This window comes from Pantoea sp. X85 (genome assembly GCF_029623675.1).
Lineage (GTDB): Bacteria > Pseudomonadota > Gammaproteobacteria > Enterobacterales > Enterobacteriaceae > Pantoea > Pantoea leporis.
The window spans coordinates 805438-828505 of record NZ_CP121108.1; the positions used below are offsets into that span (position 1 = coordinate 805438).

Consider the following 23068-nt stretch of genomic DNA (forward strand, 5'->3'; position numbering starts at 1 on the left):
CGCGGCAGAACGAGGCATTAAAGCTCGCGGAAACGCATCGACAGATCCAGCGCGCGCACATGTTTGGTCAGCGCGCCGACAGAGACATAATCAACGCCAGTCTGGGCAATTTGTGGCAGCGTGGTTTCGGTTACGTTGCCAGAGACTTCCAGCAGCGCGCGTTTGTGGGTAAGCGCAACCGCTGCATGCATCATCTCAAGGCTGAAGTTGTCGAGCATGATGATGTCCGCTCCGGCATCGATGGCATCCTGCAGTTCCGCCAGCGATTCAACTTCAACTTCTACCGGCACATCCGGCGACAGCCACAGCGCTTTTTCTACGGCGTTACGCACCGAGCCGCTGGCGATAATGTGGTTTTCTTTTATCAGGAAAGCATCCGACAGGCCTAAACGGTGGTTATTACCGCCACCGCACAACACCGCATATTTCAGCGCGGTACGCAGTCCTGGCAAGGTCTTGCGTGTATCAAGCAACTGGGTTTGGCTGCCCGCCAGCAGGGCGACATAACGGCTGACCTCGGTGGCCACGCCAGAGAGCGTCTGCACGAAGTTGAGTGCGGTGCGTTCTGCGGTTAACAGCAGGCGCGCCGGGCCGGTAAGCTCGAACAGCAGCTGATCGGCAACCAGCGCTTGTCCATCTTCTACATGCCAGTTAAGAGTGACTTTATTACCGAGCTGGATAAATACTTCCTCTACCCAGCGTTTACCACAAAAAACACCGGCTTCACGGGTGATGACTTTTGCCACCGCCTGCTTTTCTGCTGGCAGCAGCAACGCGGTGATATCGCGATTCGCATCCACTTCGCCGCCTAAATCCTCCTGAAGCGCCCGGGCAACGGCTTCCGGGATATCCTGTTCTATACGTTTAATCAGTTCCTGACGGCGATGATCGGGATCGTAACGACGCGTTGCCATGGTTTGCCCCTTCACAAGACGAAATTTCTTGCGCTCACCTTAGCCTGATTTATCGACCATTGCCAGTTGCTGGCGGTGAAATGTTTAGTATCCTGAACTCGGCCGCGTCGGCGCATTAAGTCGCAAGTCTGCTGGGTGAAACATGTTATTCTCAGCCTGATTTTGCTTAGGATTTAACAGCATGAAACTGGAAGAGGGCTGGATTACCAGCGCGCGTAAAGTACCTTCACCACACTTCAATCAGCGTCCAAATGATGAAGTGCCCTCGCTGTTGGTGATTCACAACATCAGTTTACCGCCCGGTGAGTTTGGCGGGCCGTGGATTGATCGCTTATTTACCGGCACGTTGCCTGCAGATGCGCATCCCTATTTTGCGGACATCGCCCATTTACGCGTGGCGGCGCACTGTTTAATCCGTCGCGACGGCGAGCTGGTGCAATACGTCTCTTTCGATCAGCGCGCCTGGCACGCCGGCGTGTCGCAGTTTGAAGGACGTGAAAGCTGCAACGATTTTTCCATGGGCATTGAACTGGAAGGCACTGATACGCTGCCCTATACCGATGCCCAGTACGCGACTTTGCAACAGGTGACTCAACTCCTGCTGCAGCACTATCCGTTGACGCCTGCGCGCATCACCGGCCATAGCGATATCGCACCAGAGCGGAAAACCGATCCCGGTTCCTCTTTTGACTGGTTGCGCTATAGAGAATCCATCAGGCAGGAGAATCCCTGAGACAGCAGGAGCGGGTATGACGTTGTTTAGCTTGTTATTGGTTTTAGGTTGGGAACGCCTGTTTAAGTTGGGTGAGCATTGGCAACTGGACCATCGACTGGAGCCGCTGTTTCGTGGCCGCCAGCGTTTTTCCCTGCTGCGCACGCTGATGATGACAGTGATAGCGATGCTGATCGTCTGGCTGGTGGTGTGGAGCCTGAAAGGCATCTTGTTTGGCGTGGCGCAACTGCTGTTCTGGATTTTGGTGGGATTGCTGTGTATTGGCGCGGGTTCGGTGCGACTGCACTATCACAGCTATCTCAAAGCCGCGAGCCATGACGATGAAGCGGCGCATCAGGCGATGGCGGCCGAACTGACGCTGATTCACGGCGTGCCGGTTGAGTGCAGCGAGCGCGAGTTCCTGCGTGAACTGCAGAACGCGCTGATTTGGATTAACTTCCGCTTCTATCTTGCGCCGCTGTTCTGGTTTGTGGTCGGTGGACCTTACGGCCCGGTGCTGCTGGTGGGTTATGCGTTTCTGCGCGCCTGGCAGAGCTGGCTGGCGAAGCATCAGTCGCCGCTGGCGCGCTCGCAGTCTGGCGTTGATCGTCTGCTGCACGTTTTGGACTGGATCCCCGTGCGTTTGGCCGGCGTGGCTTACGCGCTGCTCGGCCACGGCGAACGTGCGCTGCCAGCGTGGTTTGCCGCGCTGGGCGATCTGCATCGCCCGCAATATCAGGTGCTGACCAGCCTGGCGCAGTTCTCGCTGGCGCGCGATCCGCACATGGATAAAGTCGAAACGCCACGTGTTGCAGTGGCGTTGGCGAAACGTATTTCTCTGGTGCTGGTGGTGGTGGTCGCGCTGTTGACGATCTACGGCACGCTGGTGTGATCGGCTGGCGGCACGCCAAAATCCGGTGTGCCGTCTTCACGCCAGTCGAAATATTTCAAGCGCGTATGGCGATTCGGATCCCACAGCGGATCGCCCTCAATTTCGGTGTAATTGCGCGCGTGATACACCAGCACCGCTCTTCCCGCTTCATCCACCGTAAAGCTGTTGTGTCCCGGTCCGTATTGCTGATTATCCCAGCTGGTGGCAAATACCGGCCGCGCGGATTTACGCCAGGCGTTGATGTTGAGCGGATCGGCTAACACATCAATGCTTAATATCCCCAGACAGTAATTTTCATCGGTCGCGCTGGCGGAATAGGTGACAAACAGCTGGTCGCCATGCTGAATCACCGCCGGTCCTTCGTTGACGCTGAATCCCGCGCACTCCCATTCATACTCCGGTCGGCTCAGCATCAGTGGGGCGCTTTTTAGCGTCCACGGATTGAGCAACTCGGCAAGATACAGGTTAGAGTTTCCGGGAATCGCCGGATCTTTTTGCGCCCACAGATACCAGTGTTTACCTTGATGGTGGAAGTAGGTGGCGTCCAGTGAGAAGGAGTCGATGGGCGTATGTACGCGGCGGCAGGGCTGCCAGTTACCGCTCAGCGGATCGGCATCATTACACACCAGCGCATACATGCGGTGCTGGAACAGGCCATCTTTTATCGCCCGCGTCGGTGCGGCAGCGAAATAGATCACCCATTGCCCGTTGATGTGATGCAGTTCTGGCGCCCAGATCAGCGCGCTAAACGGGCCGGTATCCGGTTTGTGCCACACCGTTACCGCTTCTGCCTCAATCAGGCCAGCCAGCGTTGAGGCATAGCGAATCTCCAGTCGGTCATATTTCGGCACCGAGGCGATAAAATAGTAGCCATCGGCATGGCGCAGAATAAAGGGATCGGCGCGTTGCGTAATAAAAGGATTGGGCCAGCTCATTTGATCTCTCCTGGTTGCGCGGTCGCAGAGGACGCGATAGGGGATTCGTGGTGTGAATGGGCACGGCGCAGCGCCAGATCGGCCTGAATCGTACGCATTAAGTTGCGATCCACTTTCATTAAACGCACCACGCCGGCAGTGATCAGATATCCCACGCCCGGAATGACCGTGAACAGCAGCATGATGCCGTTAATCGCGTTGGGGGCCTGCTGTTTTGCGCCGGCATCGTAGCCATAAATCGACAGCAGGAAACCGACCATCGCCCCCGCCACCGCCAGCCCCACTTTGAGGAAGAACAGGTTGCCGGAGAAGCTCATACCAGTGATGCGTTTGCCGGTTTTCCATTCGCCGTAATCATCCACGTCGGCCATCAGCGACCAGTGCAGCGGCGAGGGAATCTGGTGCAGGATATTCAGCAGGAAGTAGGCGATGACCACCGCGACGGTGGCGTGCGGATCAATCCAGTAGAAGCCGCACGAGAACAGCGCCAGCGCGATGTTGGTCCAGAAGAACACCTTGAGCTTGCACCAGCGATCGGTGAGGATTTTTGCCAGCGTGCTGCCGAACATCATGCCGATGACGCCAAGGCTGATAAACAGCGTGGCAAAGTGCGTTGATTGCCCCATCACCCAGGTGACGTAGTACATGGTGGCGGCCATGCGGATAAAACCGGGGCAGACGTTGCAGAAGGTCAGCAGCAGAATGCGCACCCACTGATCGTTTTTCCACACGTCGCGCAAATCTTGTTTCAAATCATCGTTGCTTGGCGTCGCGGGATGAATGCGTTCACGCACATTGGCAAAACAGAACAGGAACATCGCCAAACCGATCAGCGCTAGCACGCCCATGGCCATTTGGTAACCGCGCGCTTTGTTGTCGCCGCCAAACCATTCGGCCATCGGCAGCAGCGAAAGTGAGAGGATCAGCGTGGCAATGCCCACCATCACAAAGCGATAGGACTGACATGACACGCGCTCACCCGGATCGTTGGTGATCACACCGCCCAGCGAGCAGTAAGGAATGTTGATGGCGGTGTAAGTGAGTGACATCAGAAAGTAAGTGACAAACGCCCAGATAACCTTGTTGTCATAGCTCCACTCCGGCGTGGTGAACATCAGCACGCTAAACAGCACGTAAGGCACGGAAACCCACAGCAGCCACGGACGGAAGCGGCCCCAGCGACTTTGCGTACGATCGGCAATGGCGCCCATGATCGGATCGGTTACCGCATCAAGTACGCGTACCGACAGTAATAGTGTACCGACCAGCGCCGGGGCTAAACCAAACACATCAGTGTAGAAATAATTGAGGAACAGCATGATGGCACCGCCAATCATGTTGCATCCGGCATCGCCCATGCCATATCCCAGTTTCTCTCTGAACGAGAGGGCTGCTCCTTTCATTGATCGTCTCCAGCGATATGATGAGCAGGAATTATCTGTGCAAAATCAGTAATCTGCTGGGGAGCAAATGGTCGGGTAGATGGACAAAACGCGCGGGCGGGGAAAAGTGTGAGCCAGATCAGAAGTGCTGCCCGGCATCAGTGTGCCGGGCAGGGAACAACATTACGCTTTCTGTAGTTTGTTCTTGATGGTGTAACCGATAGCCAGAATCACCAGCCATACCGGAATCAACCATACCGATATCGCCATGCCTGGCGTCATCAGCATAATGACCAACACACCGGCGAGGAACACCAGGCAAATCCAGTTACCCAGCGGATAGAGCACCGCTTTGAAGCGCGTGGTGACACCTTGCTGATCTTTCTTTTTACGGAATTTCAGATGCGCGAGGCTGATCATCGCCCAGTTGATCACCAGTGCGGAAACCACCAGCGCCATCAGCAGGCCAAAGGCTTCGCCTGGCATCAGGTAGTTGATCAGTACACACAGCAGGGTCGCCACGGCTGAGACCAGAATGGTGGCGACCGGCACGCCGCGACTGTCCACTTTCAGCAATGCTTTCGGCGCGTTACCCTGTTGCGCCAGGCCGAACAGCATGCGGCTGTTGCAGTAAACGCAGCTGTTGTAGACCGACAGCGCCGCCGTCAGGATTACCACGTTCAGCGCGTTGGCCACAAAGGCATCGCCCAGCTCATGAAAAATCAGCACGAACGGGCTGGTATCCGCCGTCACGCGCGTCCACGGCAGCAGCGAAAGCAGCACCGCCAGTGAGCCAATATAGAAAATCAGAATACGCCACAACACCTGATTGGTGGCTTTCGGGATGCTCTCTTGTGGATTGTCGGCTTCTGCGGCAGTGATGCCCACCAGCTCCAGACCACCAAACGAGAACATAATGATTGCCATCATCATCACCAATCCGGTCATGCCGTGCGGCAGGAAGCCGCCCTGATCCCACAGGTTGCTGACGCTCGCCTGCGGGCCTCCGTTGCCGCTAAACAGCAACCAGCCACCGAACAGAATCATGCCGATGACCGCGACCACTTTGATAATCGCGAACCAGAACTCCATCTCACCGAACACTTTGACGTTGGTCAGGTTAATGGCGTTGATCAATACAAAGAAGATGGCGGCGGTGGCCCAGGTAGGGAAGTCAGGCCACCAGAATTGTACGTACTTGCCCACAGCGGTGAGTTCGGCCATGGCAACCAGCACATACAGCACCCAATAGTTCCAGCCCGAGGCGAAACCGGCGAAGTTGCCCCAATATTTGTAGGCGAAGTGACTGAAGCTGCCGGCAACCGGCTCTTCAACCACCATCTCGCCGAGTTGGCGCATGATCAGAAAGGCAATAAAACCGGCAATCGCATATCCCAGAATCACGGCCGGACCGGCCGATTGAATCACTGATGCGCTACCCAGAAACAGGCCAGTACCTACGGCTCCGCCCAGCGCAATCAGCTGAATATGGCGATTCTTTAAGCCGCGGTGCAGCGTGTCGCCATGCTGTTGTTCCATACAAACCTCGTGATGTTGTTATTGTGCACCTGCAGTGCGCGCACTGTAAGGCTGTTTACCTTAATGTATTCTTTTCTTTACGGTATCTGGCGTGCTGTGTGCATGCATGAGCTACCACGGCGTTCAGAATAGTGATAAGCGCGTCAGTTTGCACCTGCTTTTGCTTTTTGTGCTGAGAGATGACTGAAAAAGCAGCAGCATCCTCTGCGCGCCCGTCGCAGTATTTCTGCCATGAAAAAAGGGTGAACACGAATAGGTTTCCCTTATGGTTGGGCCGTTTTCTGGGCGCTAACTCAGTGTAAGGTTAGGTAAAAGTGCAATTCATTAACATTTGCCGTGTGCGTGGGATTTCTCGCTTGATGCCGGTAGGTTAGCGCACCAGCGCTGCGATCATCCCCTGAAGTGTGACCGCACCCATATAGACACAAGGTGAATACTTTGTTACTTTACCGGCACCATTTTTCAATTGGTATTACCAATTTACTCCGGACGTTTGGCTGATAAGAAGGGAAGATGGCCTACAGTAAAATTCGCCAACCCAAGCTCTCCGATGCGATTGAGCAACAGCTGGAATCCCTCATTATGGAAGGGACGCTCCAGCCGGGTGAAAAACTGCTCCCCGAGCGTGAACTGGCGAAACAGTTTGATGTCTCACGTCCATCCTTGCGCGAAGCGATTCAGAGCCTGGAAGCTAAAGGCCTGCTGCTACGTCGTCAGGGCGGCGGCACCTTCGTCCAAAAAAATCTCTGGCAAAGCCTGAGCGACCCGCTGGTCGGTCTGCTTGCCGAACATCCAGAATCTCAGTTTGACCTGCTGGAAACCCGCCATGCGCTGGAAGGCGTGGCAGCCTATTACGCGGCACTGCGTGGCACCGATGAAGATCTGCAGCGCATCCGCGACTGCCATGTTCATATTCAGCAGGCACAGGACAGCGGCGATCTCGACGCCGAAGCGGATGCAGTGATGAAGTATCAGATCGCTGTCACAGAAGCCGCCCATAATGTGGTGTTGCTGCATCTGCTGCGTTCCATGGGCCCTATGCTGGAACAAAACGTCCGTCAGAATTTTGAATTGCTCTACGCTCGTCGGGAAATGCTGGCGAAAGTGAGCGGTCACCGCGCCAGTATCTACGAGGCGATTGTGGCTCGTGAGCCAGAACAAGCACGCGAGGCATCTCATCGTCACCTGGCGTTCATTGAGGAAATCTTGCTGGATAGAAGTCGGGAGCAGAGTCGTCGTGAACGCTCCCTGCGTCGTTTACAGCAACGTAAGGAATAACGCACGGCAACGAACGTGCGGAAAACACGACGGGCCTGTCTTCTTGTGCTGTGAACCAGAAGCAAAGCACAAGAAGACAGGCTCCTGATAATTTCAACGTATTAGACACAGATAAGGAATACACCCCATGTCAGAACGTTTACAGAATGACGTGGATCCGATCGAAACTCGTGATTGGCTACAAGCGATCGAATCGGTCATCCGTGAAGAAGGTGTTGAGCGCGCGCAGTATCTGATTGATCAGGTAATGAGTGCAGCACGCAAAGGTGGCGTGAAAGTTGCCGCAGGTTCCTCTGCAATCAGCAACTACATTAACTCTATTGCTGTTGAAGATGAGCCGGACTATCCGGGCAACACCTCTCTTGAACGTCGTATCCGTTCCGCAATTCGTTGGAACGCCATCATGTCGGTGCTGCGTGCGTCGAAGAAAGATCTGGAGTTGGGTGGCCATATGTCCTCCTTCCAGTCTTCCGCGACCATTTATGAAGTGTGCTTTAACCACTTCTTCCGCGCGCGTAGCGACAAAGACGGCGGCGATCTGGTTTTCTTCCAGGGTCACATTTCTCCAGGTATCTACGCCCGCGCCTTCCTTGAAGGTCGCTTGAGCGAAGACCAAATGAACAACTTCCGTCAGGAAGTGCAGGGCAAAGGTCTCTCTTCTTACCCGCACCCGAAACTGATGCCGGACTTCTGGCAGTTCCCAACCGTATCAATGGGCCTGGGTCCGTTGAACGCGATCTATCAGGCGAAATTCCTGAAGTATCTGGAACACCGCGGTCTGAAAGACACCTCAGCACAAACCGTTTACGCCTTCCTCGGTGATGGCGAGATGGATGAGCCGGAATCCAAAGGTGCGATCACCATCGCCACCCGCGAGAAGCTGGACAACCTGGTGTTCATCATCAACTGTAACCTGCAGCGTCTGGACGGCCCGGTCACCGGTAACGGTAAGATCATCAACGAGTTGGAAGGCATCTTTGCCGGTGCTGGCTGGAACGTGATCAAAGTGATTTGGGGCGGTCGTTGGGATGAACTGCTGCGTCAGGACACCAGCGGCAAGCTGATTCAGCTGATGAACGAAACCGTTGATGGCGATTATCAGACCTTCAAATCCCGTAACGGCGCGTACGTACGTGAGCACTTCTTCGGTAAATATCCGGAAACCGCAGCTCTGGTGAAAGACTGGTCAGACGAAGAGATCTTCGCGCTGAACCGCGGCGGCCACGATCCGAAGAAAGTCTACGCTGCACTGAAAAAAGCGCAGGAAACCAAAGGTCAGCCAACGCTGATTCTGGCCCATACCATCAAAGGTTATGGCATGGGTGACACTGCTGAAGGTAAAAACATCGCGCACCAGGTTAAGAAGATGAACATGGATGGCGTTCGCTACATCCGCGATCGCTTCAATGTGCCGGTTGCCGATGACAAAATCGAAGAGCTGCCATACGTCACCTTCGAAAAAGGCTCTGAAGAGTACAACTATCTGCACGGTCAGCGTGAGAAGTTGGGCGGCTACCTGCCAACGCGTCAGGCGGAGTTCAGCGAGAAGCTGGAAATGCCAACGCTGGAAGAGTTCCGTCCACTGCTGGAAGAGCAGAATAAAGAGATCTCCACCACCATCGCCTTCGTGCGTGCATTGAACGTGATGCTGAAGAACAAGTCGATCAAAGATCGTCTGGTTCCAATCCTTGCCGACGAAGCCCGTACCTTCGGTATGGAAGGTCTGTTCCGTCAGATTGGTATCTACAGCCCGAACGGTCAGCAGTACACCCCGCAGGACCGCGAGCAGGTTGCGTACTATAAAGAAGACGAGAAAGGCCAGATTCTGCAGGAAGGGATCAACGAGCTGGGCGCAGGTTCATCCTGGCTGGCGGCGGCGACCTCTTACAGCACCAACAACCTGCCGATGATTCCGTTCTACATCTATTACTCGATGTTCGGCTTCCAGCGCATCGGCGATCTGATGTGGCTGGCCGGCGATATGCAGGCACGCGGCTTCCTGGTGGGCGGTACTTCAGGTCGTACTACGCTGAACGGCGAAGGCTTGCAGCACGAAGATGGTCACAGCCACATTCAGTCGCTGACTATCCCGAACTGTATCTCTTACGATCCGTCTTACGCGTACGAAATCGCGGTCATCATGCAAGATGGCCTGGTGCGTATGTACGGCGAAGCGCAGGAAAACATCTACTACTACATCACCACGCTGAACGAAAACTACCACATGCCTGCGATGCCGCAGGGTGCGGAAGAGGGTATCCGTAAGGGTATCTACAAGCTGGAAACCGTAGAAGGTAGCAAAGGCAAAGTGCAGCTGCTGGGTTCAGGTTCAATTCTGCGTCACGTGCGTGAAGCCGCGCAGATCCTGGCGAAAGATTACGGCATCGCTTCTGACGTCTACAGCGTGACCTCGTTCACCGAGCTGGCGCGTGATGGTCAGGATTGTGAGCGCTGGAACATGCTGCACCCAACCGATGAGCCACGCGTACCTTACATCGCGCAAGTGATGAACGAAGCACCGGCCGTCGCATCGACCGACTACATGAAGCTGTTCGCAGAACAGGTGCGCAGCTACGTGCCTTCCAGCGATTATCGCGTGTTGGGTACCGATGGCTTCGGTCGTTCTGACAGCCGTGAAAACCTGCGTCACCACTTCGAAGTGGATGCATCGTATGTGGTTGTGGCTGCGCTGGGTGAGCTGGCTAAACGCGGTGAAATCGATAAGAAAGTGGTGGCAGAAGCCATCACCAAATTCAATATCGACGCCGATAAAGTTAACCCGCGTCTGGCATAAGAGGTAAGAGAGTAATGGCTATCGAAATTAACGTACCGGACATCGGGGCAGACGAAGTTGAAGTCACCGAAATCCTGGTAAAGGTGGGCGACAAAGTTGAAGCTGAACAGTCGCTGATCACCGTGGAAGGCGATAAAGCCTCCATGGAAGTGCCTTCGCCGCAGGCGGGCGTGGTTAAAGAGATCAAAATCTCGACCGGCGACAAAGTCGAAACCGGCTCGCTGATTATGATTTTTGACGCAGAAGGTGCCGCAGAAGCGGCGCCAGCGCCAGCAGAAGAGAAGAAAGCGGAAGCCGCTCCTGCTCCAGCTGCTGCCGCTGCTGCGGTCAGTAAAGAAGTCAACGTACCGGACATCGGCGGCGACGAAGTTGAAGTCACTGAGATCCTGGTGAAAGTGGGCGACACCGTAACGGCTGAGCAGTCGTTGATCACCGTTGAAGGCGACAAAGCCTCAATGGAAGTCCCGGCACCGTTCGCGGGCGTGGTGAAAGAGATCAAAATCTCCACCGGCGACAAAGTGAACACCGGTTCACTGATCATGGTGTTCGAAGCAGAAGGCGCAGCGCCGGCGGCTGCTCCAGCAGCTAAACAGGAAGCGGCTCCAGCAGCAGCACCTGCGGCTTCTGGCGCTAAAGACGTCAACGTCCCAGACATTGGTGGCGACGAAGTTGAAGTCACCGAGATCCTGGTGAAAGTGGGCGACAAAGTCGCTGCTGAGCAATCCCTGATCGTGGTGGAAGGCGACAAAGCCTCAATGGAAGTGCCTGCACCTTTCGCCGGTATCGTGAAAGAGTTGAAAGTGTCGACTGGCGATAAAGTCAGCACCGGTAAACTGATCATGGTGTTCGAAGTGGAAGGCGCGGCACCGGCTGCGGCGCCTGCGGCTAAGCAGGAAGCGGCTCCAGCGGCAGAAGCCGCGAAACCGGCAGCGGCCCCAGCAGCAGCGAAAGCGGATGCGAAAGGCGAGTTCGCTGAGAACGATGCTTACGTACACGCGACGCCGGTGATTCGTCGCCTGGCGCGCGAGTTCGGTGTTAACCTGGCGAAAGTCAAAGGTACCGGCCGTAAAGGTCGCATCCTGAAAGAAGACGTGCAGACTTACGTCAAAGACGCGGTGAAACGCACTGAAGCGGCTCCGGCTGCAGCAGCCAGCGGCGGAAGCCTGCCAGGTCTGTTGCCTTGGCCGAAAGTGGACTTCAGCAAGTTCGGCGAAATTGAAGAAGTGGAACTGGGTCGTATCCAGAAAATCTCGGGTGCCAACCTGAGCCGTAACTGGGTGGTGATCCCGCACGTTACGCACTTCGACAAAACCGATATCACCGATCTGGAAGCGTTCCGCAAACAGCAGAATGCCGAAGCAGAGAAACGCAAACTGGATGTAAAATTCACGCCAGTGGTGTTCATCATGAAAGCCGTTGCCGCTGCTCTTGAGCAGATGCCACGCTTCAACAGTTCACTGTCTGAAGATGCACAGAAACTGACGCTGAAGAAATACATCAACATCGGTGTGGCGGTTGATACGCCAAACGGTCTGGTGGTTCCGGTGTTCAAAGATGTGAACAAGAAAGGCATCACTGAACTGTCCCGCGAGCTGATGGCGATTTCGAAGAAAGCGCGTGATGGCAAGCTGACCGCCGGCGACATGCAGGGCGGTTGCTTCACCATCTCCAGCCTTGGCGGCCTGGGCACCACGCACTTCGCGCCAATCGTCAACGCGCCGGAAGTGGCTATCCTTGGTGTTTCCAAGTCAGCGATGGAGCCGGTGTGGAACGGTAAAGAGTTTGAGCCGCGTCTGATGATGCCGATCTCACTCTCCTTCGACCACCGCGTGATCGACGGTGCTGATGGTGCGCGCTTTATCACCATCATCAACAACACACTGTCCGACATTCGCCGTCTGGTGATGTGAAGTTAATCAAGGCCGGCGAAAGCCGGCCTTGTTGTAAGCATTCAATGTTGCCGCGGTTGGCAGTTTGTTAACAATTCTGTAAACTCTCGCGGTGAAATGTCCCGGCGGATATAGGGCATTAGAGCTTGGGAAAAGCTTTTTCCTGACTGCCGGTAATCAAACAAGAGGTCATGATGAGTACAGAGATTAAAACTCAAGTCGTGGTACTTGGGGCAGGTCCTGCAGGTTACTCTGCAGCCTTCCGTTGCGCTGATTTAGGTCTGGAAACCGTAATCGTTGAGCGTTACAGCACCCTCGGCGGTGTTTGTCTGAACGTAGGCTGTATCCCGTCAAAAGCGCTGCTGCACGTCGCCAAAGTGATCGACGAAGCAAAAGCCCTGGAAGAGCACGGTATCGTGTTTGGCCAGCCGCAAACTGACATCGACAAAATTCGTTCGTGGAAAGAGAAGGTGATCAACCAGCTCACTGGCGGCCTCGCGGGTATGGCGAAAGGTCGTAAAGTGAAAGTGGTGACTGGCCTCGGCAAATTCACCGGTGCTAACACGCTGGTGGTCGAAGGTGAAGGTGGCGCAACCACCATTAACTTCGATAACGCGATCATCGCGGCCGGTTCTCGTCCAATCGAACTGCCATTCATTCCGCACAACGATCCGCGCGTGTGGGACTCAACCGATGCGCTGGAACTGAAAGAAGTGCCGAAGCGTCTGCTGGTTATGGGCGGCGGCATCATCGGTCTGGAAATGGCCACCGTTTATAAAGCGCTGGGTTCAGAGATCGACGTGGTTGAGATGTTCGACCAGGTGATCCCGGCTGCTGATAAAGACGTAGTGAAAGTCTTTACCAAGCGTATCAGCAAGAAATTCAACCTGATGCTGGAAACCAAAGTGACCGCTGTTGAAGCGAAAGACGACGGTATCTACGTATCGATGGAAGGTAAAAAAGCGCCAGCTGACGCACAGCGTTATGATGCGGTGCTGGTGGCGATTGGTCGCGTACCGAACGGTAAAGGCCTTGATGCGGGTAAAGCAGGCGTGGAAGTGGACGATCGCGGCTTTATCCGCGTCGACAAGCAGATGCGCACCAACGTACCGCACATCTACGCTATCGGTGACATCGTGGGTCAGCCAATGCTGGCGCACAAAGGTGTGCATGAAGGCCACGTAGCGGCGGAAGTGATCTCGGGTCTGAAGCACTACTTCGACCCGAAAGTGATCCCATCCATTGCTTACACCGAGCCAGAAGTTGCCTGGGTTGGTCTGACCGAGAAAGAAGCCAAAGAGAAAGGCATCAGCTACGAAGTGTCCACCTTCCCGTGGGCCGCTTCAGGCCGTGCTATTGCGTCTGATTGTGCAGACGGCATGACTAAACTGATCTTCGACAAAGAGACTCACCGTGTTATCGGTGGTGCGATTGTCGGCACCAACGGCGGCGAGCTGCTGGGTGAAATCGGTCTGGCGATTGAAATGGGCTGTGATGCCGAAGATATCGCTCTGACCATTCACGCGCACCCAACGCTGCATGAATCAGTTGGCCTGGCTGCCGAAGTGTTCGAAGGTAGCATCACTGACCTGCCGAACCCGAAAGCGAAAAAGAAATAAGTTCGCGCTTTGAATAAATTAACGGCTCCTTTAAGGAGCCGTTTTTTATTAGTGGTTCTATTTAAATAAACAAATAAAAAAGGCGCAAGAGCTAACACATGCGCAATGCCGGAATAGCGGGAGCGGACTCCCGCTAGTGAATTTTTACTGTTGCGCTTCGTAAGCCATAACAGCCGATAATTCAGCAGTGAATATCCGTAATCGTAATTCACAGAGTGAACTGCGATTAACCAGACACAATCCTAATAGAATGAGCCCGCTGATAATCAGCTTGCTGAATATAGACTTCATAGTCACGTTCCTCTTGATTTAGCACGAGCAAGCGACTACCCTGACATTTCTCAGGTGTTAGGGTATGATGCTTGCCCGTGCGGTTAATGAAAGTTAACTGCACGGTTTTACGCTCCACAACCTACCCCAATCTTTTCAGCTTGAAGCAAGTTGCCTCAAGCGCCCGCAGGCAGTCTACGCCAAACTTCTTTTATTTCATCTAATATTTTAAATTATTTATAATTAATGGATTTTTATATTATCTAATCATTTAAATAGATCGCGTAATGGATGTTTTTAATTAAAAATTAATTTCTTTAAGCCGATCAATAAAATGACTTGGTGGCACGGGCAGATATTTCCGGCTCGGATAGTAGAGCCAGAATCCTTCTTTTACCTGAGTGAAGTTCGCCAGTATTTCCACTAACTCAACGCGAATTAAAACTTCCCGCACCGTAGCTTCATGCAGAAAGGCAATGCCTACGCCCGCACGGGCTGCCTGTAATATCGCTCATTACTACCCTGCAGAATGCGCAGGCTCATAACCAGAAGTTAGTGAATCAACTTAACGAGATGGCTGGAGGTTATGATGCAACAGCCGCTCAGCTAGCGTTAGCGTGGGTGCTGGCAAAAGGCGAGTTTATTGTGCCGATTCCCGGCGCCAGCAAAATCGCCCATCTGGAACAGAACTGCGCCGCCGCCGATTTAGCATTACGTCATACGGACGTCGCCACGCTGGACGAGTTGTTTAGCGAGAAAAATATTCTGGGCGAACGCTATAACGACAGCGAATTCGTGCTGGTTGATCGTTAACACTCTTCTCCGTACATAAGAACAAGCAGGCTTTCATAGCCTACTTTTTATGTGATCCCGCTCAATTTGCAGATGAAGCTGCTAAAAAACGCACGAATGTTGCTTTTTTGTAAACAGATTAACAATCAGGCGAAATGCTGCTATGCTGCCCCACGCGGAACCGGGCACCTCACCCTACTGTTCGACAGCATCAAGGGGTGCACCGGAAAGCTATACAATGAGAGCGAGGAGAACGTCGTGCTAGAAGAATACCGTAAGCACGTTGCCGAGCGTGCTGCCCAGGGAATCGTACCTAAGCCGTTAGATGCTTCCCAAATGGCCGCGCTGGTTGAACTGCTGAAAAACCCGCCAGCGGGTGAAGAAGAATTCCTGACCGACCTGTTGGTCAACCGTGTCCCACCAGGTGTTGATGAAGCGGCGTACGTAAAAGCCGGTTTCCTGGCAGCTGTCACTAAGGGCGAAGCCCACTCTCCTCTGGTTACTCGCGAAAAAGCCGTTGAGCTGCTGGGCACCATGCAGGGCGGTTATAACATCCATGCGCTGATTGAAGCGTTAGAAGATGAAGCCTTAGCACCGATTGCTGCCGAAGCCCTGTCTCACACGCTGCTGATGTTCGATAACTTCTACGATGTCGAAGAGAAAGCCAAAGCGGGTAACCCACACGCGAAAAAAATTATCCAGTCCTGGGCCGATGCCGAATGGTTCCTGAAGCGTCCAAAACTGGCTGAAAAAATTACCACCACCGTGTTCAAAGTGACCGGCGAAACCAACACCGACGACCTCTCTCCGGCGCCGGATGCATGGTCACGTCCGGATATTCCACTGCACGCGCTGGCAATGCTGAAGAACGCCCGTGAAGGCATCGAACCCGACGATGCGGGTAACATTGGCCCGATCAAACAGATCGAAGCACTGCAGACTAAAGGCTTCCCGCTAACCTACGTCGGTGACGTGGTCGGTACCGGTTCTTCGCGTAAATCCGCCACCAACTCGGTGCTGTGGTTTATGGGCGACGATATTCCTTACGTGCCGAACAAAAAGGGCGGCGGTCTGTGCCTCGGCGGTAAAATCGCTCCTATCTTCTTCAACACCATGGAAGATGCGGGCGCCTTGCCGATCGAGCTCGACGTTGATCGTCTGAACATGGGCGATGTCATTGACGTTTACCCGTACAAAGGCGAAGTGCGCAATCACGAAACCGACGAATTGTTGGCGACCTTTGAGCTGAAAACCGACGTGCTGCTGGACGAAGTCCGTGCTGGCGGTCGTATTCCGCTGATCATCGGTCGCGGCCTGACCACCAAAGCGCGCGAATCGCTGGGTCTGCCGCATAGCGATGTGTTCGTGCAAGCCAAAGATGTGGCTGTTAGCACCCGCGGTTACTCGCTGGCGCAGAAAATGGTCGGCCGCGCGTGCGGCGTAGAGGGTGTCCGTCCGGGCTCATACTGCGAACCAAAAATGACCTCTGTCGGTTCTCAGGACACCACCGGTCCAATGACCCGTGATGAACTGAAAGACCTGGCGTGCCTCGGCTTCTCCGCTGACCTGGTGATGCAGTCATTCTGCCACACCGCCGCCTATCCGAAGCCGGTTGACGTGACCACGCACCATACGCTGCCAGACTTCATCATGAACCGTGGCGGCGTGTCGCTGCGTCCGGGCGATGGCGTTATCCATAGCTGGCTGAACCGTATGCTGCTGCCAGATACCGTTGGTACCGGCGGTGACTCACACACCCGTTTCCCAATCGGTATTTCCTTCCCGGCAGGCTCTGGTCTGGTGGCGTTTGCTGCTGCGACGGGCGTGATGCCGCTGGATATGCCGGAATCGGTGCTGGTGCGCTTCAAAGGCGAAATGCAGCCGGGTATCACCCTGCGCGATCTGGTACACGCCATCCCGCTGTATGCGATCAAAGCTGGCTTGCTGACCGTTGAGAAGAAAGGGAAGAAAAACATCTTCTCTGGCCGCGTGCTGGAAATCGAGGGTCTACCGAAACTGAAAGTTGAGCAGGCATTTGAGCTGACCGATGCCTCGGCTGAGCGTTCTGCTGCCGGCTGTACCATCAAGCTGGATAAAGAGCCGATCATCGAGTATCTCAACTCGAACATCGTGCTGCTGAAGTGGATGATCTCGGAAGGCTACGGCGATCGTCGTACGCTGGAGCGCCGCATTGAAGGCATGCAGAAATGGCTGGCCGATCCGCAACTGCTGGAAGGCGATGCGGATGCTGAATACGCGGCGGTGATCGATATCGATCTGGCCGAGATCAAAGAGCCAATTCTGTGCGCACCGAACGATCCAGACGACGCGCGTTGGTTGTCTGACGTGCAGGGCGAGAAGATTGACGAAGTGTTCATCGGTTCGTGCATGACCAACATCGGTCACTTCCGCGCGGCCGGTAAGCTGCTGGATGCCCATAAAGGCCAGCTGCCAACCCGTCTGTGGGTTGCGCCGCCAACCAAAATGGACGCCGCCCAGCTGACCGAAGAGGGCTATTACAGCGTCTTTGGTAAGAGCGGTGCGCGTATCGAAATTCCGGGCTGTTCACTGTGCATGGGTAACCAGGCGCGTGTGGCAGACGGCGCGACGGTGGTTTCCACCTCAACCCGTAACTTCCCGAACCGTCTGGGTACCGGAGCGAACGTCTTCCTGGCGTCAGCGGAACTGGCGGCGGTCGCTTCGCTGCTTGGCAAGCTGCCAACGCCGGACGAGTATCAGCAGTTCATGCTGCAGGTTGATAAAACCGCGGCTGACACGTATCGCTACCTCAACTTTGATCAGCTGGGACAATACACTGACAAAGCCGACACAGTGATCTTCCAGACTGCCGTTTAATCGGTTATCGGGATGAACAAGGGGACGATGAAAATCGTCCCTTTTTTTATGCCCTTTTTTCCGCTGACATCTCCAGGCATAATGCGAGCGCGATCCCACTTTATTCAGCGTGCTGCGCACAAAATGCACTAACACTGTGCTGCACAGCGCGTCATCAGTATGAGGCAATCATGGAATATGAATTTCTGCGTGATTTGACCGGTCAGGTCAAAGTGCGTATGTCGATGGACCACGAAGCGGTGGGGCACTGGTTCAACGAAGAGGTCAAAGACAATCTGCCGTTGCTGGATGAGGTTGAGGCCGCCGCCCAACAGGTGAAAGGCACCATCAATCAGTGGCAGCGTGTCGGGCATGAATACACGCTGTGGCTGGATGATGAAGAGGTGATGATTCGTGCCAACCAGCTGGCGCTGGAAGATGACGGCATGGAAGAGGGCATGACTTATTACGACGAAGAGAGCCTCTCTTTCTGTGGCGTCGACGATTTTCTCGCAGTGATTGCCGCTTATCGGCTGTTTATTGCCAGTAAATAGCTAAACAGTAAGGTCGCCATTGATGGCGACCCAGCCGATTACCGCGTCGCGCCACTTGCCACGGAATGCGCATGCGTCACCTGTTCCTCATCGACGATAGGTTCAACTTTACCCATCAGGAACAGATAGTTAAGAATGCCAATTACCACCAGCACCGCCGAGAACACCAGCGCCCAGGTAAAGTGACCGGTTGCGCCAACAATCGCGCCGGTTATGATTGGACCCACCGCGCCGCCCATGTTTGAAACGGTATTCTGCAGCCCCGCCACAATCGACACGCTGTTTTGCGGTGCCACATCGCCCGGCAAGGCCCACACTTGTGATGCCGCCACGGTGGTACCGGATTTGGCGATACACAGCAGCAGCACGGTCATAAACACCGAATCGGTGAACGGGGCAAATCCGATACACAGCGCCATCAGCAGGCCGATGGTGAGAAACAGTTTTCGTGTAGCGGTCAGCGACAGCACTTTGTTATGCACCATGCGATCCGATGCCCAACCCGCCAGCACTTCAATCACCATGCCACAGATCAGCGGCAGCGCAGCCACCATCCCCATTTTGAGGAAATCCATGCCTTTATCTTTCACCAGATAGGTCGGCAACCAGGTAATAAAGAAATAGGAGGTGTAGTTGATGGTGAAAAAGCCAATGCACATTGCCCAGATATTGCGGTAGCGCAGCAGCTTGTACCACTTCATCGGACGCACGCTTTTGTCGCCGTGCTTTTGCGTCTGACCATTACGGATGAAGCGCACCTCTTGCTGGCTTATCGACTTATGATCTTCCGGATTCTCGGCGTAGATAAAGTACCAGGCAATCACCCAGAACAAGCCCAGCGCGCCTATAGCGAGGAAGGTCAGACGCCAGTCGAACAGGGCGATCATAAAGACGATCAACGGCATGGCCACCGCACCACCAAATTTGGAGGCACTGTCGAACAGGCCAGAAACCGTGGCGCGTTCGCGATCCGGGAACCAGCGCGCGGTAATGCCCGCGTTGCTGGGATAGGCGGCGGCTTCACCGACGCCGAGTGCTAAACGCAGCGCCAGCAGCGATTTAAAGCCGGTCGCCAGTCCCATCGCCATGGTGGCGATCGACCACCAGCCGACGGCGATACCAAGCCCTTTTTTCTGGCCGAAGCGATCGGCAAACCAGCCCGCCGGGATCTGCAACAGCGCATAAGACCAGAAGAACGCCGCCATGATGAAGCCCATCATTTCAGGATTGATATCGAGCTCTTTGATCAGATGCGGAGCCGCTGCCGAGAGAACGGTGCGGTCAATGTAGTTAATGGCGATGGCCAGCCACATCAGGCCAGCAATCCACCAACGGATACGACTCGAGCGCGCAGAGTTAATCATAGTAATTATCCACTCGAAAAAGGTTACAGAGAAAGGTGGCGTGTTATTCCAGCCCGTTCATCACGTTGATTGGGCGTTCGCCCCGTTGGATGCACTGCAAAATTTGCGTCACGCAGCGTTCACCAACCGCACTGATCGCACCGTCGGTGTAACCGGCAATGTGCGAAGTAGGAATGAAGTTGCTGAGCGTGAACAGCGGATGCTCGGTCAGCGGTTCCTGCACAAACACGTCAGCCGCTGCTCCGGCGATCACGTTATCCAGCAGCGCCTGATAAAGATCCTGCTCATTCACCACGCCGCCGCGTGAGGCATTAATCAGGAAGGCATTTTTCTTCATGCGTTTGAGGCGCGCGGCATCAAACAGATTCTGCGTTTTATCGGTAAGCGGCATGTGCAGAGTGATGAAATCGCTGGTTTCGGTCAGCTGATCCAGCGTGACGAAGTCGATGCCGTGTTCAGCAGCAAACGGCTCATCAGGATAAAAATCAAACGCGATCACCCGCATGTTGAAACCTCTGGCGCGCAGCGCGACCTGCTTGCCAATATTACCCAGCCCGATGATACCCAGTGTTTTACCGTATACGTCGGTGGCAAAAATACGCGGCCAGCTGCCCGCTCGGGTTTCGATGGCGGCTTGGGTGATCTGCCGCGCGCTGTTAAGGATCAAAGCAAAGGCGAAATCAGCGACAGCATGTTTGTTGGCATCCGGCACGTTGGTGACGTAAATCCCGCGTGCACGCGTGGCATCCAGATTGATGTTGTCGACGCCAACGCCGTGCTTACAGACGATTTTCAGCTGCGGTGCTAACGCCAGCAGCTCTTCGTTGATGTCGGTAAAAGCCACGATCAGCGCCACGGTGTCCGCCAGATGCGGCTGGAGTGCGCTCAGCGGCGCATCGGCGGGCAGCGTGATCAGCTCAAAACCGTGCTGTTGCAGCGTAGTTATCGGCGTCGCGTCATATTTTGCAAACGACGGTGAGGTACAGATGACTTTCATAATTCTTCCCGATGTTGAAAATAAATACCGTTCCCGCGGATCGCATGCATCGTAGCGGCGCAATTTATTGCGCGAAAAATCGCGCCGCTACGGCTTGTGCGGCGATTGAAATCGGCTTCACGCTGCTATGGTGATGACTCTAATTACTGCAAATACTGATTCACAATCTGGCGGATCTTCTGCTCTTCTTCGGCTGAGAAACTCACCGCGTAGCGGCTGTCACCAACCTCAAAACCAAGCAGCGTCACTGCTTTTTTCACTGCGGCGGGAGAGAAGCCGACGCTATACAGATCGGTGCGCAGACCGGTCACATTCTCTTGCGCCAAACGCGAACCTTCGATATCGCCGGCATGGAAGCGCGCCCAAATTGCGTTGATCTCTTTAGGCGCCACGTTAGCAAGGCCAGAAATACAGGCCGAACAGCCGTCGACAAAGCCCTGATGGATCAGCGAATCCGGGCCGTTCAGCACATCAAAACCGTTGATGCCTGCAGCCGCTTGCAGGAAGCCGCTCAGGCTCTCATAGCTGCCGGCGCTGTCTTTGATGCCGATGATGTTCGGGTGTGCGGCCAGCGTACGTACGGTTTCCGGTTGCAGCGTGTTGCCGGTGCGCGCCGGAATGTTGTAAAGGAACAGCGGCACGTCGATGGCGTCAGCCACCGCGCGATAATGGGCAATCAGCTCTTCCTGCTTTAGCGGCACGAAATAGGGTGTGATCACCGAAACCGCATCCACGCCCAGCTTCGCCACTTGTTTCCCAAGGCGAATGGTTTCACGCGTGGAGATCTCGCCAATGTGCGCCACCACCGGTGCGCTGCCGTTCACTTCATCGACGCAGGTCTGCGTCACCGCCAGCTTCTCCTGTTCGTTCAGCACGAAGAATTCGCCGTTGGTGCCGCCGCAGAAGATACCGTTGCCGGCGCTTAACTGGCGTTGTACCTGCTCGCGCTGGGCGGCTGGGTTGAATGCGCCGTCGCGATCAAAGGTGGTGACGATGGCGGTTAATACGCCCTGAATTTTCTTACTCATGTTGTCCTCGATAATCCTTAATGATTTAAAGCCGGAAACAGCGTCAGGTAGACGTTGCGTACGTCAACGGCGCCCACTTTCATCGGTACATTCTTCATCAGGCGCTGCACGTCGAGCGCGGCTTCCACCAGATACGGCAGATGATCCGGGCCGATACCCAGCTCTTCCAGGCTGGCGGGCAGCTTCAGGCGCTTCACCAGTGCGGCAAAATACGTCACCAGCGCGTGGGATTTGGCTTCGTCGTCCAGCGTGATGTCGGCATCCGGCAGCAGATCGTAAACCTGAGCGAATTTGCTCACCGCCGCCGGTCGTACAAAGCGCATGCAGGGCGCGAGGAGAATGGCGTTGGCGACGCCGTGCGGCAGGTGATATTTGCCGCCCAGCGGATAAGACATGGCGTGCACCAGATGCGTACCGGCATGCGCAATCGATGCACCACCGTAATAAGACGCCCACAGCATATTCAGGCGCGCTTCGAGATTGTCGGGTTCGGCGATAGTGGTTTCGAGGCTGGCAAACAGCTTTTTCATGCCGATCAGCGCATAGTTATCGCTCACCGGGTTCGCCACGGTCGCGGTAAAACACTCAATCAAATGGCACAGCGCATCGATACCGGTGGAAGAGGCGATGTGCGCTGGCATGCTGGTGGTGAGTTCTGGCACCAGCGCGACATAATCTGGCAGCATCACCGGCGTGATAATGCCGACTTTGGTCTCTTTCTCGGGGATCGCCAGAATCGCGTTGGGCGTGGCTTCCGAGCCAGTACCTGCGGTGGTCGGAATCAGCAGCGAAGTGGTGCGCGTGTGCGGCTTCTCACCAGCCAGTAACGCCTCCAGCGTTGGCGCATCTTCGACACATAGAATCGACAGCAGCTTAGCGACATCCAGTACGCTGCCACCGCCGATGCCAATCACCAGATCCACATCGGTGCTCGGCAGCGCGGCGACAATGGCCGCCACATCGTGCTGGCTAGGCTCTGGCGGCACCGTGTTGACGATGCTCAGGCTGGCAATTTGCTGCGTGAGCTGGGCGATCAGCTTTTGTACCGCCGGAATGCCTTCAATATTCTTATCGGTCACCAGCAGCGCTTTGTCTTTACCTTGCAGTAAATAGCTGAGGTCATTAAGCGCCTGAAAGCCACTGATCACGGTGCTGTTAATATTCATCTCTTACCCTTACGTTTCTTGCGCGGAATGATTGATTTTGCTCAATAGGCGCGAGTTTCATCACTGCAGTGCCTAATTTTATAGGGCAAATTGATTTCGATTAATTTG

At 54.8% G+C, this 23068-nt stretch carries 18 protein-coding genes; 9 read left to right on the forward strand and 9 right to left on the reverse strand.

All coding sequences use genetic code 11. From position 1 onward, the window contains the following. Nucleotides 1–17: 17 nt before the first annotated feature. Nucleotides 18–914, reverse strand: coding sequence for a carboxylating nicotinate-nucleotide diphosphorylase (nadC, locus tag P6287_RS03635; protein ID WP_277974525.1), 897 nt, complete (start codon nt 912–914; stop codon nt 18–20). A gap of 181 nt (nt 915–1095) precedes the next feature. On the opposite strand from nadC, the gene ampD reads away from it, so the two are divergent. Both ampD and ampE read left to right on the forward strand, forming a co-directional pair. Continuing rightward, the gene (gene ampD / locus P6287_RS03640) at nt 1096–1647 is read left to right on the forward strand and encodes a 1,6-anhydro-N-acetylmuramyl-L-alanine amidase AmpD (RefSeq protein WP_217549099.1); all 552 of its coding nucleotides are present in this window, start codon (nt 1096–1098) and stop codon (nt 1645–1647) included. Between the two features lie 16 nt (nt 1648–1663). Next, complete coding sequence (gene ampE / locus P6287_RS03645) at nt 1664–2518, forward strand: beta-lactamase regulator AmpE (RefSeq protein WP_101762098.1); 855 nt, start codon at nt 1664–1666, stop codon at nt 2516–2518. Here ampE and P6287_RS03650 read toward each other — a convergent pair. The 3 genes from P6287_RS03650 to aroP form a co-directional block, all read right to left on the reverse strand. Next, nucleotides 2500–3453: a family 43 glycosylhydrolase gene (locus tag P6287_RS03650; RefSeq protein ID WP_277974526.1), complete on the reverse strand. Its 954-nt coding sequence runs from the start codon at nt 3451–3453 to the stop codon at nt 2500–2502. The two genes, ampE and P6287_RS03650, sit on opposite strands and share 19 nt — an antisense overlap. Further along, nucleotides 3450–4856 carry an MFS transporter gene (locus P6287_RS03655; RefSeq protein ID WP_277974527.1) on the reverse strand — a complete coding sequence of 469 codons (1407 nt, stop codon included), beginning with the start codon at nt 4854–4856 and terminating at the stop codon, nt 3450–3452. Before P6287_RS03655 ends, P6287_RS03650 begins: the two co-directional genes overlap by 4 nt. Nucleotides 4857–5018: 162 nt before the next feature. Then, a complete protein-coding gene (gene aroP, locus P6287_RS03660; RefSeq protein WP_110867537.1) occupies nt 5019–6374 on the reverse strand; it encodes an aromatic amino acid transporter AroP in 1356 nt (451 codons plus the stop codon). Between the two features lie 513 nt (nt 6375–6887). Here aroP and pdhR point away from each other — a divergent pair. The 4 genes from pdhR (at nt 6888) to lpdA (ending at nt 13954) form a co-directional block, all read left to right on the forward strand. Continuing rightward, nucleotides 6888–7652 carry a pyruvate dehydrogenase complex transcriptional repressor PdhR gene (gene pdhR / locus P6287_RS03665; RefSeq protein WP_008108566.1) on the forward strand — a complete coding sequence of 255 codons (765 nt, stop codon included), beginning with the start codon at nt 6888–6890 and terminating at the stop codon, nt 7650–7652. Between the two features lie 127 nt (nt 7653–7779). Further along, on the forward strand, nt 7780–10446 hold the full coding sequence (gene aceE / locus P6287_RS03670; protein WP_101762093.1) for a pyruvate dehydrogenase (acetyl-transferring), homodimeric type: 2667 nt from the start codon (nt 7780–7782) through the stop codon (nt 10444–10446). A gap of 14 nt (nt 10447–10460) precedes the next feature. Next, the gene (gene aceF / locus P6287_RS03675; protein ID WP_277974528.1) at nt 10461–12356 is read left to right on the forward strand and encodes a pyruvate dehydrogenase complex dihydrolipoyllysine-residue acetyltransferase; all 1896 of its coding nucleotides are present in this window, start codon (nt 10461–10463) and stop codon (nt 12354–12356) included. Between the two features lie 173 nt (nt 12357–12529). Then, nucleotides 12530–13954 carry a dihydrolipoyl dehydrogenase gene (lpdA, locus tag P6287_RS03680; RefSeq protein WP_008108560.1) on the forward strand — a complete coding sequence of 475 codons (1425 nt, stop codon included), beginning with the start codon at nt 12530–12532 and terminating at the stop codon, nt 13952–13954. Between the two features lie 571 nt (nt 13955–14525). Here the strand turns inward: lpdA and P6287_RS03685 are convergent. Then, a complete protein-coding gene (locus P6287_RS03685) occupies nt 14526–14678 on the reverse strand; it encodes a hypothetical protein (protein WP_277974529.1) in 153 nt (50 codons plus the stop codon). A 101-nt stretch (nt 14679–14779) separates the two neighbouring features. On the opposite strand from P6287_RS03685, the gene P6287_RS03690 reads away from it, so the two are divergent. The 3 genes from P6287_RS03690 (at nt 14780) to yacL (ending at nt 18405) form a co-directional block, all read left to right on the forward strand. Beyond that, entirely contained in the window at nt 14780–15037 is a 258-nt protein-coding gene (locus tag P6287_RS03690) for an aldo/keto reductase (RefSeq protein ID WP_277974530.1), read from the forward strand. Nucleotides 15038–15274: 237 nt separating this feature from the next. Then, nucleotides 15275–17872, forward strand: coding sequence for a bifunctional aconitate hydratase 2/2-methylisocitrate dehydratase (gene acnB, locus P6287_RS03695; RefSeq protein ID WP_101762089.1), 2598 nt, complete (start codon nt 15275–15277; stop codon nt 17870–17872). 170 nt (nt 17873–18042) lie between these two features. Then, entirely contained in the window at nt 18043–18405 is a 363-nt protein-coding gene (yacL, locus tag P6287_RS03700; RefSeq protein ID WP_277974531.1) for a protein YacL, read from the forward strand. Between the two features lie 38 nt (nt 18406–18443). Here yacL and P6287_RS03705 read toward each other — a convergent pair whose 3' ends face one another. The 4 genes from P6287_RS03705 to P6287_RS03720 form a co-directional block, all read right to left on the reverse strand. Next, nucleotides 18444–19769 carry an MFS transporter gene (locus P6287_RS03705; RefSeq protein ID WP_210080858.1) on the reverse strand — a complete coding sequence of 442 codons (1326 nt, stop codon included), beginning with the start codon at nt 19767–19769 and terminating at the stop codon, nt 18444–18446. Nucleotides 19770–19812: 43 nt separating this feature from the next. After that, complete coding sequence (locus P6287_RS03710) at nt 19813–20766, reverse strand: phosphoglycerate dehydrogenase (protein ID WP_277974532.1); 954 nt, start codon at nt 20764–20766, stop codon at nt 19813–19815. A 143-nt stretch (nt 20767–20909) separates the two neighbouring features. After that, nucleotides 20910–21794: a dihydrodipicolinate synthase family protein gene (locus tag P6287_RS03715; RefSeq protein WP_110867544.1), complete on the reverse strand. Its 885-nt coding sequence runs from the start codon at nt 21792–21794 to the stop codon at nt 20910–20912. Between the two features lie 17 nt (nt 21795–21811). After that, nucleotides 21812–22960, reverse strand: a complete 1149-nt coding sequence (locus tag P6287_RS03720; RefSeq protein WP_277974533.1) for an iron-containing alcohol dehydrogenase — start codon at nt 22958–22960, stop codon at nt 21812–21814. Nucleotides 22961–23068 lie beyond the last annotated feature (108 nt).